Source organism: Octadecabacter sp. R77987 (assembly GCF_042466115.1).
Classification (GTDB): domain Bacteria; phylum Pseudomonadota; class Alphaproteobacteria; order Rhodobacterales; family Rhodobacteraceae; genus SW4.
Genome location: NZ_JAXHBQ010000001.1, coordinates 593,855 through 607,906, shown reverse-complemented (window position 1 = coordinate 607,906; position 14,052 = coordinate 593,855). Strand labels below are relative to the sequence as shown.

18 protein-coding genes are annotated in these 14,052 nt (G+C 59.1%); 6 read left to right on the top strand and 12 right to left on the bottom strand.

Annotated features, from left to right (window positions below; all coding sequences use genetic code 11):
* Nucleotides 1-29: 29 nt before the first annotated feature.
* From SJY21_RS03065 to SJY21_RS03055, 3 genes are all read right to left on the bottom strand, one after another.
* Nucleotides 30-707, bottom strand: a complete 678-nt coding sequence (locus SJY21_RS03065; protein WP_377506028.1) for an alpha/beta fold hydrolase — start codon at nucleotides 705-707, stop codon at nucleotides 30-32.
* A gap of 204 nt (nucleotides 708-911) precedes the next feature.
* Nucleotides 912-1,115 (bottom strand): DUF2892 domain-containing protein, encoded by a 204-nt coding sequence (locus SJY21_RS03060; RefSeq protein ID WP_377506025.1) that lies wholly within the window; start codon nucleotides 1,113-1,115, stop codon nucleotides 912-914.
* A gap of 65 nt (nucleotides 1,116-1,180) precedes the next feature.
* Nucleotides 1,181-2,308, bottom strand: a complete 1,128-nt coding sequence (locus SJY21_RS03055; protein WP_377506022.1) for a carboxylate-amine ligase — start codon at nucleotides 2,306-2,308, stop codon at nucleotides 1,181-1,183.
* 152 nt (nucleotides 2,309-2,460) lie between these two features.
* On the opposite strand from SJY21_RS03055, the gene SJY21_RS03050 reads away from it, so the two are divergent.
* Nucleotides 2,461-2,916 carry a DsrE family protein gene (locus SJY21_RS03050; protein WP_377506019.1) on the top strand — a complete coding sequence of 152 codons (456 nt, stop codon included), beginning with the start codon at nucleotides 2,461-2,463 and terminating at the stop codon, nucleotides 2,914-2,916.
* 41 nt (nucleotides 2,917-2,957) lie between these two features.
* Here SJY21_RS03050 and SJY21_RS03045 read toward each other — a convergent pair whose 3' ends face one another.
* Both SJY21_RS03045 and SJY21_RS03040 read right to left on the bottom strand, forming a co-directional pair.
* Entirely contained in the window at nucleotides 2,958-3,290 is a 333-nt protein-coding gene (locus SJY21_RS03045; RefSeq protein WP_377506016.1) for a cupredoxin domain-containing protein, read from the bottom strand.
* Nucleotides 3,291-3,382: 92 nt separating this feature from the next.
* Nucleotides 3,383-4,882 (bottom strand): CoA-acylating methylmalonate-semialdehyde dehydrogenase, encoded by a 1,500-nt coding sequence (locus tag SJY21_RS03040; RefSeq protein WP_377506013.1) that lies wholly within the window; start codon nucleotides 4,880-4,882, stop codon nucleotides 3,383-3,385.
* Nucleotides 4,883-4,978: 96 nt separating this feature from the next.
* Here SJY21_RS03040 and SJY21_RS03035 point away from each other — a divergent pair, with 96 nt between their 5' ends.
* Genes SJY21_RS03035 through coaD form a run of 3 tightly spaced genes read left to right on the top strand, consistent with a single transcriptional unit; the run spans nucleotide 4,979 to nucleotide 6,892 of the window.
* Complete coding sequence (locus SJY21_RS03035) at nucleotides 4,979-5,887, top strand: LysR family transcriptional regulator (RefSeq protein ID WP_377506010.1); 909 nt, start codon at nucleotides 4,979-4,981, stop codon at nucleotides 5,885-5,887.
* A gap of 18 nt (nucleotides 5,888-5,905) precedes the next feature.
* Nucleotides 5,906-6,340 carry a CBS domain-containing protein gene (locus SJY21_RS03030; protein ID WP_377506007.1) on the top strand — a complete coding sequence of 145 codons (435 nt, stop codon included), beginning with the start codon at nucleotides 5,906-5,908 and terminating at the stop codon, nucleotides 6,338-6,340.
* A gap of 60 nt (nucleotides 6,341-6,400) precedes the next feature.
* Nucleotides 6,401-6,892: a pantetheine-phosphate adenylyltransferase gene (gene coaD, locus SJY21_RS03025; protein WP_377506004.1), complete on the top strand. Its 492-nt coding sequence runs from the start codon at nucleotides 6,401-6,403 to the stop codon at nucleotides 6,890-6,892.
* A 48-nt stretch (nucleotides 6,893-6,940) separates the two neighbouring features.
* On the opposite strand, the gene gap (SJY21_RS03020) is transcribed toward coaD, so the two are convergent.
* The 5 genes from gap (SJY21_RS03020) to tkt form a co-directional block, all read right to left on the bottom strand.
* A complete protein-coding gene (gap, locus tag SJY21_RS03020; protein ID WP_377506001.1) occupies nucleotides 6,941-7,945 on the bottom strand; it encodes a type I glyceraldehyde-3-phosphate dehydrogenase in 1,005 nt (334 codons plus the stop codon).
* A 108-nt stretch (nucleotides 7,946-8,053) separates the two neighbouring features.
* Nucleotides 8,054-8,197, bottom strand: coding sequence for a hypothetical protein (locus tag SJY21_RS03015; protein ID WP_377505998.1), 144 nt, complete (start codon nucleotides 8,195-8,197; stop codon nucleotides 8,054-8,056).
* Between the two features lie 38 nt (nucleotides 8,198-8,235).
* Complete coding sequence (gene gap / locus SJY21_RS03010; RefSeq protein ID WP_377505995.1) at nucleotides 8,236-9,240, bottom strand: type I glyceraldehyde-3-phosphate dehydrogenase; 1,005 nt, start codon at nucleotides 9,238-9,240, stop codon at nucleotides 8,236-8,238.
* Between the two features lie 172 nt (nucleotides 9,241-9,412).
* Entirely contained in the window at nucleotides 9,413-9,991 is a 579-nt protein-coding gene (locus SJY21_RS03005; protein WP_377505992.1) for a DUF4329 domain-containing protein, read from the bottom strand.
* Between the two features lie 21 nt (nucleotides 9,992-10,012).
* Entirely contained in the window at nucleotides 10,013-12,031 is a 2,019-nt protein-coding gene (gene tkt, locus SJY21_RS03000) for a transketolase (RefSeq protein WP_377505990.1), read from the bottom strand.
* Nucleotides 12,032-12,336: 305 nt separating this feature from the next.
* Between tkt and SJY21_RS02995 the strand changes: the two genes are divergently transcribed.
* Nucleotides 12,337-12,816 carry a hypothetical protein gene (locus tag SJY21_RS02995; RefSeq protein WP_377505987.1) on the top strand — a complete coding sequence of 160 codons (480 nt, stop codon included), beginning with the start codon at nucleotides 12,337-12,339 and terminating at the stop codon, nucleotides 12,814-12,816.
* On the top strand, nucleotides 12,816-13,232 hold the full coding sequence (locus SJY21_RS02990; protein ID WP_377505984.1) for a cell division protein ZapA: 417 nt from the start codon (nucleotides 12,816-12,818) through the stop codon (nucleotides 13,230-13,232). The genes SJY21_RS02995 and SJY21_RS02990 overlap by 1 nt, the downstream gene beginning before the upstream one ends.
* A 42-nt stretch (nucleotides 13,233-13,274) precedes the next feature.
* Here SJY21_RS02990 and grxD read toward each other — a convergent pair whose 3' ends face one another.
* Nucleotides 13,275-13,637, bottom strand: coding sequence for a Grx4 family monothiol glutaredoxin (grxD, locus tag SJY21_RS02985; protein WP_377505982.1), 363 nt, complete (start codon nucleotides 13,635-13,637; stop codon nucleotides 13,275-13,277).
* A gap of 68 nt (nucleotides 13,638-13,705) precedes the next feature.
* The gene (locus SJY21_RS02980) at nucleotides 13,706-13,942 is read right to left on the bottom strand and encodes a BolA/IbaG family iron-sulfur metabolism protein (protein ID WP_377505979.1); all 237 of its coding nucleotides are present in this window, start codon (nucleotides 13,940-13,942) and stop codon (nucleotides 13,706-13,708) included.
* Nucleotides 13,943-14,052 lie beyond the last annotated feature (110 nt).

Genomic DNA, 14,052 nt, shown 5'->3' with positions numbered 1-14,052 from the left:
CCATACCTACCAAACTTGCTCATGAGAATTCAGCCGAAACGTGCAGCAAAATTTAAGATTTGCTTAGAGGCTTCCGTTGCGTTTGCTTGAAGAAGGAAATGCGGCCCCTCAATCTCAAAAACATTCAAGGGAAAACTGTCGAAGTCTGATGCCATTCTTGAAGGGACCAGTCTATCATTTCGTGCGGACAAATAGATGGTCGGGGTATCAATGGCGATGAGCTGCTCAACTACATCGACCGTCAGAACTTCTCGCAATCGCCTCGCCAATGTCGATGCTGGAACGGTGTGCATCACTTGATTGAAGATCGTTGTAAACTCTGGTGTCGCCCACTTACCCATTAGAAAAGGTTGAGCCAGTCGCGACAACAAACGCGACCTAAGCGGAGCGATATCAACAAGGTAAGTTAGGAATCTTGGCACCTTGATTGGTGTCTTCGCAAACGTCGCAACAAACACCACACCTTGCAGTCCTGTCGGATTTTCAGAAGCAAGCATCACAGCGAGCGGACCAGAAAAAGATTCCGCAACGATGATGTAATCGTCAGCAGGCAATGCCGCTTGCGCTTTCGTTTTGAGATCTTGGTAACTGTATAGGTCTGGGGCGTATGGAACGACGATCACCTCATGGTAAGGTGCCAGCAGTTCTACAATATTGGACAGTAGTTTCCCCGTACCATCCAAGCCCGGCAAGATTAGTATTTTCATTCATGCTCAATACCGCTCTGAATCCTTGATCGCCAGTCCATATCGAACGGCAGCTAAGTCCGCTTAGCCGACATCCATCGCGGACATCTCCCAAAGATTTCTTCGGGAGATGTCTGCTCAAAATGGCGTCGTGCCAACAGGGCCGTGCGCCCCAAGCGGCATCATTTATTGCAAAGGGCGGCCGAATAAGGCCGCCAACTTTGGTTATTTCTTCATGGGGCAGGTGCTGATCCCAAAGACGGAATAGAGCGCGCAATTGCCCATCAGGCCAGTTGCCAGCGGCACGATGCCGATCAGGAACAGCCAGCGATAGCCCGCGTCGGGATAAATGAAGAAGCAGGCAAGCAGCGCAAGACCGACGACGACACGGATAAGACGGTCAATCTGACCAACGTTCTTCTTAAGCATGGGGGAACTCCTTTGATGCTTTGCCGTGATGTTAGCAGTGCGCCCGTCTTGCGTCGGTGACAAGGTCACAAATCGTGGCTGAATTCTTCGATCAAATGCGACACGACGGCGCGCATCTGTTCGGCGTGATCCGCGCCTGAATCGGCGGCGGCCTGTGCTACGGCGCGCTGACGGTCGGCACTGGTGCCCAGTTTAAGGATATCGCGTGCGGCCTCGACCTCGGTGGCGCATTTCAGCACGCCCGCGTCCTCGGCCACCAGTTCGATCATCTCGTCCAGAAGTTCGGGGAAGGGGATGATCTTGCCCTGACCAAAATCAATCAGGCCCTCGTTGATGCCATAGCGCTGCGCCCGCCAGCGGTTTTCGGCGACAAGGAAATTGTCATATTTGCGCCAGCGCTGGTTCTTGCGCCGCAACCGGTACAGCATCCGCGTCAGGCACTGGATCAGCGCGGCAATCGACAGGGTGTGTTCCAGCCGTGGCCCGACATCGCAAATGCGGGTTTCCAGCGTGGGAAAGCGCGACGAGGGCCGCAAATCCCACCAGATTTTTGAGGAATCCTCGATCACGCCAAGGTCAACCAGCGCCTGTACAGACCGTTCGTATTCGCCCCAACTATCCAGTTGTGGTGGCAAGCCCGTGCGCGGCAGATTGTCGAACACCGTCAGGCGATAAGAGGCAAGCCCCGTATCTTCGCCCTGCCAGAACGGCGAGGATGTGGAGAGCGCCAAAAGATGCGGCAGGAAATACGCCATCTGCCCCATCAGATCGGCGCGCAGCGGGTCATCGTTCAGCCCCACATGCACATGCATCCCGCAAATCAGCATCCGTCGCACGACGCCGCCCAGATCTTTGCGCAACTGGTTGTAGCGGTCTTTTTCGGTGTGGTGCTGTTGTTTCCAGTCTGCCAACGGGTGGCAAGAGGCCGCGATCGGCGCGAGGTTATACGCGGCGGCGACATCACGCACGGTTGTGCGCAGGCGTCTTAGATCGTCACGTGCTTCGTTGATGGTGGCACAGACTCCGGTGCCAATTTCGATCTGGCATTGCAGGTATTCGGGGCTGACCTGCCCGCCAAGGGCGGCTGTGCATTGATCCATCAAGGCATCCGGCGCCTTGGCCAGCATCAGCGAGTCGCGATCCACAAGGAGGTATTCCTCCTCGATGCCGATGGTGAAATCCGGTTCGCTCATGGCCGCGCCCTCCCTTGCGATTTAGCTTGGCGGGCGGATCGGCAAAACGCAATTCCAAATTCCGGCCTTATATTTTGCTTTTGACATATATCAATGACTCAACCTTCCAGTACTGGAAGGTTGGCCGCGCAACCAAAACAAAGGAGGCTTGCATGAAACGAATTCTTGCGGTGTTTGCGGTGATCATGGGCTTGGTGATGGGGCCAGTGATGGCACAGGAAGCGCCAGATGTGGGCGAGGGGCCGGGTCTGTTTATCAACCTGACCACCGATGACACATGGGCGGCGGCCAAGGCGATCAGCTTTGGGCATCAAAAGGCGCTTGAGAACGGCTATCGCGTCGCGATCTGGCTGAACGTCCGCGGCGTCTATCTGGCCGACGAAAAGCGCCCCAGCCATATTCACGGGCTAATGGCGCAAAGCGGCACGTCCATTCAGGACATGTTGCAGGCGTTTATCGCTGATGGCGGCACGGTCTTGATGTGTCAGGCCTGTTCTGCGGCTGCGGGCCTGACGATTGACGATTACATTGACGGTGTCGAGATGGGCAACTGGCCGACAATCGAGGCGTGGTTGTTTGACCCCGAGGTGCAGACCCTAAGCTGGTAACGCATCAACGAACGCCCCGTTTAATGCGGGGCGTTCCGGTACTAGCTCGCGCGGATCAGCCCCTGCATGGCAGGGTGAAAGTTGCATTTGTAGGCATGATCACCGGCTGCGGCGATGGTAATTTCGCCCGACTGCCCGTTGTTCAACCGCCCTGTGTCAAAGCTGCCGTCTTCGGCGGTGCCGGTGTGGGGCGCGTTGTCGGCATTGGTGAAAACAACCGTGTCACCAACGGCCACATCCAGCGTTTCGGGTTCAAACGCAAAGCCCTGGATCGTCACATTATGCGTTGCCGCATGGGCGCGCGTGCCAAAAAAGGCCAATGGTGCGGCAAGCAGCCCGCCCAGAAATGTCCGCCTGTCCATCGTGATCTTCATCGCAAACTCCTTTGGGTTAATGTGGCAAGTGTGCGGTGGATTGCGCGATGACGCAAGGCGCGGATCACGGGGGCGTGACCCGCACCAGAATGCTATTCCATCACCGGGATCGAAAACTCGCCGCCCTCTTTGATGCCCGAGGGCCAACGCGCGGTGACGGTTTTCGTCTTGGTGTAGAACTTGAAGGCATCCGGCCCATGCTGGTTCAGGTCGCCAAAGGCGGATTTCTTCCAGCCGCCAAAGGTGTGATAGGCCAGCGGCACGGGAATCGGCACGTTGATCCCGACCATGCCCACCTGCACACGCGCCGCGAAATCGCGCGCGGCGTCACCGTCACGGGTGAAAATCGCGGTGCCGTTGCCGTATTCGTGGTCGGTAGCCATGGCCAGCGCCTGTTCATAGCTTTCAGCGCGCACCGTCGACAGGACGGGGCCGAAAATTTCCTGCGTGTAGATGTCCATATCCGTGGTCACATGATCAAACAGGTGCGGCCCGACGAAAAAGCCGTCCTCGTAACCTTGCAGATTGAAATTGCGCCCGTCCACGACCAGCTTCGCGCCCTGATCGATACCGGTTTGCACCAGACGTTCGATATTGGCCTTGGCGGCCGCCGTCACGACGGGGCCGTAATCCACATCCTTGCCAGCAGTGTAAGGGCCGACTTTCAGCGCTTCGATCCGTGGGATCAGTTTGTCGATCAGACGATCCGCGGTGTCATTGCCCACGGCCACGGCCACGGAAATGGCCATGCAGCGTTCACCCGCCGCGCCGTATCCGGCACCCACAAGTGCGTCGGCCGCCTGATCCATGTCGGCATCGGGCATGATGATCATGTGGTTCTTAGCGCCGCCAAAACACTGCACGCGCTTGCCGTTGGCGCAGCCGCGCCCATAGATGTATTCGGCAATCGGCGTCGATCCGACAAAGCCGACCGACATGATGGCGGGGTGGTCAAGGATCGCGTCAACGCTGTCCTTGTCACCGTTCACCACTTGCAGGATGCCTTTGGGCAGGCCTGCTTCCTCCATCAGTTCGGCCAGCATCAGCGGCACAGAGGGATCGCGTTCGCTGGGTTTGAGGATAAACGCATTACCGCAGGCGATGGCGGGTGCGAACATCCACATCGGGATCATCGCCGGAAAGTTGAACGGAGTGATACCAGCGGTGACGCCAAGTGGTTGTTTCATCGAATAAATATCAATGCCGGGGCCAGCGCCATCGGTAAATTCACCTTTCAGCATCTGCGGCGCACCAATGCAGTATTCCACGACTTCAAGGCCGCGCTGCACATCGCCTGCGGCGTCTGGCAGGGTCTTGCCGTGTTCGCGCGACAGCGCCTCGGCCAGCTTGTCCATGTCGCGGTTCAAAAGGGTTACGAATTTCATCATCACGCGGGCGCGGCGCTGCGGGTTCACGGCGGCCCATGCGGGCTGTGCCTTGGCGGCGATTTCGACAGCGGTGTTCATTTCGTCCGCCGTGGCCAGCGGCACCTTGGCCTGCACCTCGCCTGTGGCGGGGTTGTAAACGTCGGCAAAGCGGCCAGACGTGCCTTTGACGTGCGCGCCGCCGATGTAATGGGTCAATTCCTGCATGGTGTCCTCCTTGGGTTGGCAGCATCATAGTCTTGCGTTTTTGTGGTGAAAAGCGCCAGTATGGCAAATCGGTTTTGCATTTTTGTAGGTATGGCGATGAACTGGGACGATGTGCGGATATTTCTGGCCGTGTCGCGCGCCGAGAGCCTCAGCGGGGCTGCGCCTGTGTTGCGCCTTGATCCGGCGACATTGGGGCGGCGGATTGCGCGGCTTGAAGATTCACTGGGCGGCGCATTATTCGTCAAATCGCCGCAAGGCTATGCGCTGACCGATCTTGGTGCGCGTCTGCGCGATCAGGCCGAAGGGGCCGAAACGGCGCTGACACCGGCGCTGCACGATCCATCGGGGCAGGGCGGCTTGACGGGTCAGATTCGCATCGGTGCGCCTGATGGGTGCGCCAATTTCCTGCTGCCACAAGTCTGCGCCGCGATCCAATCCGACAACCCAGCGCTTGATATTCAGGTGCTGGCCTTGCCGCGTGTTGTGAACCTCTCCAAGCGCGAAGCCGATATGGCGATCACCGTCAGCCCGCCCGATGCAGGGCGGCTGTCGGTGCAAAAGATCACCGATTATCACCTGCATCTGGCTGCACCCAAAGGCATGCAGTTTCAAACGCTTGCTGATCTGCGCGGGGAACGGATTGTCGGCTATATTCCCGATATGATCTTTGACAAGGAACTGGATTATCTTGGCGACATCGGCGCGCGCACGGTGCATCTGGCGTCAAATTCCGTGTCGGTGCAGTTGAATATGCTGCGGCAGGGCGGTGGTGTCGGGATCGTGCATGACTTTGCCATGCCCTTTGCGCCCGAACTGCAATTCGTGTTGCAAGACGCCCTGTCACTGACCCGCGCGTTCTATCTGGTGCGGCATCTGTCGGACCGCCGGTCCGACCGGCTGACCCGTTTTGCAGACCTGCTGATGGACGGCCTGCGCCGCGAAGTCGCGCGTCTGGAAGCACAGGCGCGCTTGACAGCAGGGGGCAAAAGCAAGGACGCTGGGTAAAAGCAAAAGGAGACTGCCATGATCGTGCAACAGATTCTGAAGTCCAAGGCTGATACCGGTGTGCTGACGCTCAAGCCCGGCGCGCTGGTTTCCGAAGCGGTTGCAGTGTTATCCGATAAGCGGATCGGCACGATTGTGGTGTCCGAAAGCGGCACAACGCCCGATGGTATTCTGTCGGAACGCGATATCGTGCGCGAACTTGGCAAGCGTGGCGCGGGCTGCATGGACGAACCCATCAGCACCCTGATGACGGCCAATCCCGTGACCTGCGGGCGCGATGACAGTGCTGACAAGGTGTTGGAAATGATGACAGAAGGGCGCTTTCGTCACCTGCCCGTGGTGCAGGACGGGGCGATGATCGGGCTGATTTCCATCGGTGACGTGGTCAAGGCGCGTCTTGCGGAACTGTCGATGGAAAAGGACGCGCTGCAAGGCATGATCATGGGCCACTAGCCCTTGCATTCCCGCGCGCAATAATGTTGCGTGCCACCTGACCAATTAACGAGGTGCACCATGCGCGTTGGGCTATATCCCGGCACATTTGATCCCGTCACCAACGGGCATATGGACATCATTCGCCGGGGTTGTTCGCTGGTGGACCGGCTTGTGATCGGTGTCGCGATCAACCGTGACAAGGGGCCGCTCTTCACCCTTGAAGAACGTGTGGCGATGATCGAGGCCGAGTGCGGTGCCATCGCGCGGGAAACCGGCACGGAAATCGTCGCCCATCCCTTTGACAACCTGCTGATTGATTGCGCCCGCGATGTGGGCGCAGGTGTGATCATCCGAGGCCTGCGCGCGGTGGCGGATTTCGAATATGAGTTTCAAATGGTCGGGATGAACCGTTCACTTGATAATTCAATTGAAACGGTGTTCCTGATGGCCGATGCGAAAAATCAGGCGATTGCGTCCAAACTGGTCAAGGAAATCGCCCGTCTGGGCGGGGATGTGACGAAATTTGTGCCATCTGCCGTCAAGGCGGCACTGACTGATCGCCTAACGTAAAAGCCGCCCCATAAGGCGGCTTTAAGTTCGATCTATAAGCGGTTGATCTTACAGGAATGATCCCATTTTTACCGCCGTGTCGGCCATCCGGTTCGAGAAACCCCATTCGTTGTCATACCATGTCAGGATGCGGCACATGTTGCCATCCATGACCTTGGTTTGATCGGTCGCAAAGATGCTGGAATGGGGATCGTGGTTGAAGTCACAGCTGACCAGCTTTTTGTCGGTGAACCCAAGGATACCTTTCAGGGGGCCGGCATTGGCAGCGGCGCGAATGATGTCGTTGATCTCGTCCGCGCTTGTGTCGCGCTTGGTTTCAAAGGTCAGGTCAACGACCGACACGTTGGGTGTGGGCACGCGGATCGCAACACCGTCAAGAATACCGTCCAGTTCGGGCAGGACAAGGCCCACGGCCTTGGCCGCACCGGTGCTGGTGGGGATCATCGACAGGGCGGCGGCGCGGGCGCGGTAAAGGTCCTTGTGCATCGTATCAAGGGTCGGCTGGTCACCGGTGTAGCTGTGCACCGTGGTCATGAAACCACGCTTGATCCCGATGGCGTCGTTCAACACCTTGGCCACGGGGGCAAGGCAGTTCGTGGTGCAGGAGGCATTCGAGACAACGATGTCATCGGCGCTCAGCAAGCCGTCATTTACGCCGTAAACGATTGTTTTATCAGCGTCTTTGCCGGGAGCCGAGATCAGGACACGCGACGATCCGTTTTCAAGGTGGGCCTGACAGGCTTCCTTGGAGGTGAAGATGCCGGTGCATTCCAGAACGATATCCACATCCGCCCAGGGCAGATCGGCAGGGTTGCGCAGGGCCGTGACCTTGATCGGGCCGCGGCCCACGTCGATTGTGTCTTCGGTGGTCGTGACGGGGTGGGGAAAGCGGCCATGCACAGAATCAAATTGCAGCAGGTGCGCGTTGGTTTCCACGGGACCCAGATCGTTGATCGCGACGACTTCAATATCGGTGCGCCCGCTTTCGATGATCGCGCGCAACACGTTGCGACCGATCCGTCCAAAACCGTTGATTGCTACTTTGACTGCCATGGGTCTGCCCTCGCTTTGCGAAACTGGAATGTCCACGCCGGTGTGGCCGGACTGTTGGCGCTAACATCGCCATTTTACGCCAAAGGTCAACCGCAGATCAACGCAAGTCTAGCGCCAGAAGGCAACGTATTCGATCAGGGCGGCAAATTCTCGCAACAGAAACAGGCCAGCCCCGATGCCGAACACGTAATGGTCCAGCACAAAGAAGGCGATAAGCAGAAGGGCAAGCCAAATGGCGATTTTGTTGGTCATAGCGCAGTGTTAGCCGCGCCGCCGCAGATTGGCAAAGGTTAGTGCATCAAGCGGCCCATGGCACCGGCCACATCGGCCATGCGCGCGCTGAAACCCCATTCATTGTCATACCATGCCAGCACCCGCACCGTGCGCCCGCCGACGACTTTGGTCTGGTCGGGGGCAAAGATGGTGGAATAGGGGGTGTGGTTGAAATCAATGCTGACCTTGGGTTCGGGATCATAGGACAGGACTGCGCCCATGTGACCGGCGGCGGCTTCGGCGACAACGGCGTTCACATCGGCCACGCTCACGTCTTTTGAGGCTTCGAAAGTCAGATCAACAGCGCTGACGTTTGGCGTGGGGACGCGCATGGCGGTGCCGTCCAGCCGTCCGGCCAGTTCCGGCAGGACTTCGCCCAGGGCCTTGGCGGCACCTGTGCTGGTCGGGATCATCGCCATGGCGGCGGCGCGGGCGCGATACAGATCATCGTGGCGGCGGTCCAGCGTGGGCTGATCGCCCGTATAGCTGTGGATCGTGGTCATGATGCCGCGTTCAATCCCGATGGCGTCATGCAATACCTTGGCCAATGGGGCCAGACAGTTGGTGGTGCAGGACCCGTTGCTGATCATCCGTTCATCGGCCAGCAAATCGCGGTGGTTCACGCCGTAAACAACCGTGCGGTCCACGTTTTTCGCGGGGGCCGAGATCAGCACTTTTTTCGCGCCGCGATCCAGATGCACGGCTGATTGCTGCCCATCATTGAATTTGCCGCTGCATTCCAGCACCACATCGACGCCACCCCAGTCCAGTTCGGTTGGTTCATAGGTCGACATCATGTCAATCGGGCCGCGCCCCAGATCAAGCGCGCCGTCACGCACGGTGACGGTGCCACCAAAGCGGCCATGGACACTGTCATAGCGCAGCAGGTGCGCGTTGGTTTCCACGGGGCCGGTGGCGTTGATCTTGACGACCTGCACATCATTGCGCGCCGATTTAAAGATATGTGCGAGCGTGCAACGGCCGATCCGGCCAAACCCATTGATACCAACTGTGACCGTCATGAAATGCCCTCGCTTGCCCAGTGTGAACTTTGGGGGCGGTATAGGCGGTCAGGCAGGCCGGACCAAGGAAAAATGTGATATTTGCCAATACGTTAGCGATAACAGTGCCGCAATGCAGCACGTTGGCGCTAACAGTTTGGACAGGGGCTTGGGATTTCGCGGCTGTGGTGCGTCAAAACGAATCTGCCCGTGTGCGCAATTGCGACAACGTATAGCTGGGGCGGATGCCTGCCTCGTCCTCGGGGACAAAGCCGCGATCGACCAGAACGCAGCCCTGACCGCAGACCTGCACGGTGTTGCGGTCACTGAAATCGACGCGCCAGACCCGCCCGCCTGGGGTGCTCACATAGCCGTTCAATCCGAAATCCCAGTCCGACAGCAAGTCGATGTCCGAGGGCACCTCGTTGTCATAATCGGGCCCGTATGCGCCATGGGTGTGATAGGACGCAAAGATACCTGAACCGGGGCGCGGCGCATCCATTTCGCAACTGGCGAATGTGCCGCCGCGCGGCGGGGTGGCGGTGATTTGCCCGTTGGGTTGCAGAATGAAAAAGCCGCACAGTTCACGCCGTTCAGCGAATGACTGGGCCTGGATGGTGTTCAGAAATGCCACGGCAAAGGCATCGGCCTGCGCTTCGGGCGGGCCAGGGACGGCGGAAACGGGTTGTCCGCCGCCTTTGACCGGTTGGGGCGGTGCGCCACAAGCGGCAAGCACCAACAGGATCAGGGGAACGAAAGCCGCAAGTTTCATTGGTTCGTTCCCCTTTGTGACTTAGCCAAGCAATGCTTTGACCTTATCAGCTGTTGCCTGCGCCGTGATCCCGAATTGCGCAAACAGTTCGGGCGCAGGGGCTGACGCGCCAAAGCCGTCCATGCCGATGAAACCGGCCTTGGCCTCGCGGCCCCGTTCACCCAGCAGCCATTTGTCCCAGCCAAGGCGCACGCCTGCCTCGATCGCGACCCGCACGGGGCCGCCAGGCAGGACGCGCTTGCGATAGCTGTCGTCCTGCGCTGCGAACAATTCCCAACATGGCATGGAAACCACGCGCACGCCGATCCCTTCGGCTTCGAGCAGATCGCGCGCTTCCATTGCCACAGACACTTCCGAACCGGTCGCCATCAGGATCGCCTGACGCTTGCCCGTTGCATCAGCCAGCACATAGGCGCCCTGGGCGGTCAGGTTCTTGTTCTTGTGATCATGACGCACGGTCGGCAAGCCCTGCCGTGACAGCGCCAGCACGGATGGCGTTGTTTTTGCGGTCAGCGCGCATTCCCATGCTTCGGCCACTTCAACAGCGTCCGCAGGGCGGAATACGTTCATGTTGGGTGTCGCGCGCAGCATGGCAAGGTGTTCAACCGGCTGGTGTGTTGGTCCGTCTTCGCCAAGCCCGATGCTGTCATGCGTCATGACGTAAACCGTGGGGACGGCCATCAGCGCCGACAGGCGCATCGCACCGCGCGCGTAATCGGTGAAACACATGAAGGTGCCCGAATAGGGGCGAATGCCGCCATGCAGGACCATACCGTTCATCGCCGCCGCCATACCGTGTTCGCGGATGCCATAGTGGATAAACCGGCCCGCGCGGTTATCAGGGTTGAACACGCCCAGATCGGCGGTTTTGGTGTTGTTCGATCCGGTCAGATCGGCCGAACCGCCGACAGTTTCCGGCATGATCGGGTTGATCACTTCCAGCGCCTTTTCCGAGGATGACCGTGTGGCCATTTTCGGGGCGCTTTCGCTCAACTGCTTTTTCAGGGCTTTGATCGTGGCTGTCAGTTTCTTTGGGGCGTCAAGTGCAAAGGCGCGGTTGAAATCGTCCTGCTTTGACTTGGGCAATTTGGCAAAGCCTGCTTCCCAGTCTGCGCGGGCCGCAGCACCGCGTGCGCCCATGGCTTCCCACTGGGATTTCACATCGGCAGGGATTTCAAACGGGCCGTGGGGCCAGCCATAGGCGTCTTTGGCAGCTTGCAACTGGTCGGCGTCGGTCAGCGCGCCGTGGCCTTTCGATGTGTCCTGTGCGGCGTGCCCCAGCGCGATATGTGTCTTGCAGGCAATCATTGACGGGCGCGGATCGGCCTTGGCGGCGGTGATGGCCGCGTCGATCGCATCGGGGTCGTGCCCGTCGATGGATTGCACATGCCAGCCCGAAGCCGCGAAACGGGCAGGCTGGTCTGTGATGTCGGCCAGATCGACGGTGCCGTCGATGGTGATGTTGTTATCGTCAAAGAACACGACCAGCTTGGACAGTTTTTGCATGCCCGCAAGGCCGATGGCCTCTTGGCTGACACCTTCCATCAGGCAGCCGTCACCGGCCATGACATAGGTGTGGTGGTTGATGGCCTTGGGGCCAAAACGGGCGCGCAAAATTTCTTCGGCGATGGCGAAACCAACCGCATTGGCAAGCCCCTGACCCAAGGGGCCTGTGGTCGTTTCAACGCCTGTGGCGTGGCCGTATTCGGGGTGGCCCGCGGTGATCGCGCCCCACTGGCGGAAATCCTTGAGCTGTTGCAGCGTCATGTCGGCGTAACCCGTTAGGTGCAGCAGCGAGTAAAGCAGCATGGACCCGTGGCCCGCCGACAGGATGAACCGGTCGCGATCAGGCCAAAGCGGGGCCTTTGGATCAAAGCGCAAATGATTTTCAAACAGGACCGTGGCAACATCGGCCATGCCCATGGGCATTCCGGAGTGGCCGGAGTTTGCAGCGGCGACAGCATCAAGTGTCAGGGTGCGGATGGCAGCGGCTTTCATCCAGTGGTCGGGGTGCGCTTTGCGCAATGCGTCAATATCCAAGGGGCCGGTCCTTATGCCATGTGATGTTGCTAGGGTCATAGCAGGCACCCCCCCAAGATCAAGCGCAGCTTGTGCATCGCTTCAAGGTCGCAGGCTAAAGGCTTATTCTGGAAGGGATATGCGCATTTGCGAGGCGGGCGGGGATGGCTTACGCTTTGCGTCAACCGGCGCGATTCGCAGACGCTTCAGTGATGTTGCGGGCCTGACTGCCATCTGGTGGTGCCAGTCCTGGCAGTGGTGCAAGTGCCGGCAAGATGTTCGCGCGTGCCGCCTTTGGCCAAGCGGACCACAAGAGGGACGGGCATATGAGTGAGATAGGCGAACTTGAAGGGCGGATTTCAGCCGCGCTTGACCGGATTCGACGCGGTGTCGAAAGCGGCGGGGCTGCCGCCCCAGCGGCGGGCACCGGCGAGATTGACAAGCTGAGCGACCAGTTGGCGCAGGAAAAGGATGCCAATGCGCAGCTTGAAGCGCGGGTGGCGGCCTTGAAGGAACGTCAGGACGGACAAATCAGCGGCATGAATGATGCGGTCGAGGGCTATCGCAAGACGGCCGAACAGACTGATCGCGACTTGCAGCGCCTGCGCCAAGTGAACGCCGAATTGCGCGATATCAACGATCAGTTGCGCAAGGCCGCCAGTGAAGGTGTCGCCGAACCCCATTTGATCAACAAGGCGATGCTGGCCGAGTTGGAAGCCCTGCGCGCCTCGCGCGCGGCCGACATCGCCGAGGTGGATGCGGTTCTCAACGAACTCAAGCCCCTGATTTCAGAGGAGGGCGCGTAATGCCACAGGTCGAAATTTCCATCGGTGGCCGCACGTTTGAAGTGGCCTGTCAGGAGGGCGAGGAGCACTTCCTGCACACCGCCGCAAATATGCTGGATATCGAAGCGACCAGCCTGTCCACCCAGATCGGACGGATGCCGGAATCGCGGATGTTGCTGATGTCGGGGCTGTTGCTGGCGGATAAAACGGCGGCGCTAGAGGACAAGGTGCGCGACGCCGAACGTCAGGCGGCGGACCTGCAAGCGCAGCTGGAGCGGATCGAAGGGCAGGGCGCGCCCAATCCGGTGCGCGTCGAGGTGCCGGTGGTTCCCACCGAAGTCACCGACACGCTGGCCGAACTGGCCGCACGCGCCGAAGCCTTGGCCGATACGGTCGAGGACAGGTTTGCGCAGGCACCTTCCAGCGCCGAATACTGAACACATCGGGCGGTGATTGGGGTAACCGCCCGTATTTTATTGTCAGTCGGCGTTGGCTTCGCGGATCTTGTCGGCAGCTTCTTTGTTGAACGCGACGCCCTCTTTTTCCAGAAGGGTATCAAGTTCGCCCGAGAGGGTCATTTCCGTGACGATGTCGCAGCCGCCGACGAATTCGCCTTTGACGTAAAGCTGCGGCACGGTGGGCCAGTCGGAATAATCCTTGATGCCCTGGCGCAGGGCTTCGTCGGCCAGCACGTTCACATCGGCAAATTCAACGCCCATGAAGTTCAACACGCCCGCCACGCGGGATGAAAACCCGCACTGGGGCATTTCCTTGGTGCCTTTCATGAACAGCACGACATCGTTGTTTGTGACGGTGTCTTTGATCTGGGCTTCGGTGGTCATGGTGTTTTCCTTTCGGGTGGCAGAGTTCCTCGAAACTCTGTGCGCAAATCTTCGATGAAGATTTGGCGTTATTCGGGGGCTTTCGTCGTCAAAGCCAATGCATGGAGTTCGCCGTTGCTGCCGTCCATCTTGCCCTTGAGTGCGGCATAGACGGCGCGTTGTTGCTGCACGCGGTTTTTGCCGCGAAAGCTTTCGTCGATCACTTCGGCGGCGAAATGCGCGCCGTCATCGCCCTGCACATTGATTTTGGCGTCAGGAAAGCTGGCGCGCAGCAGGGTTTCAATCTCGTGGGCGGTGATTGCCATGTGGGGCCTCGTTTTTTTGAAATGTAGGGCGGCGGCGGGCTGGCTGCAACCACCGGCGGCGTCCGTTATTTACGGGGTTGGCCTCCGGCGGGGATATTTATGGCAAGATG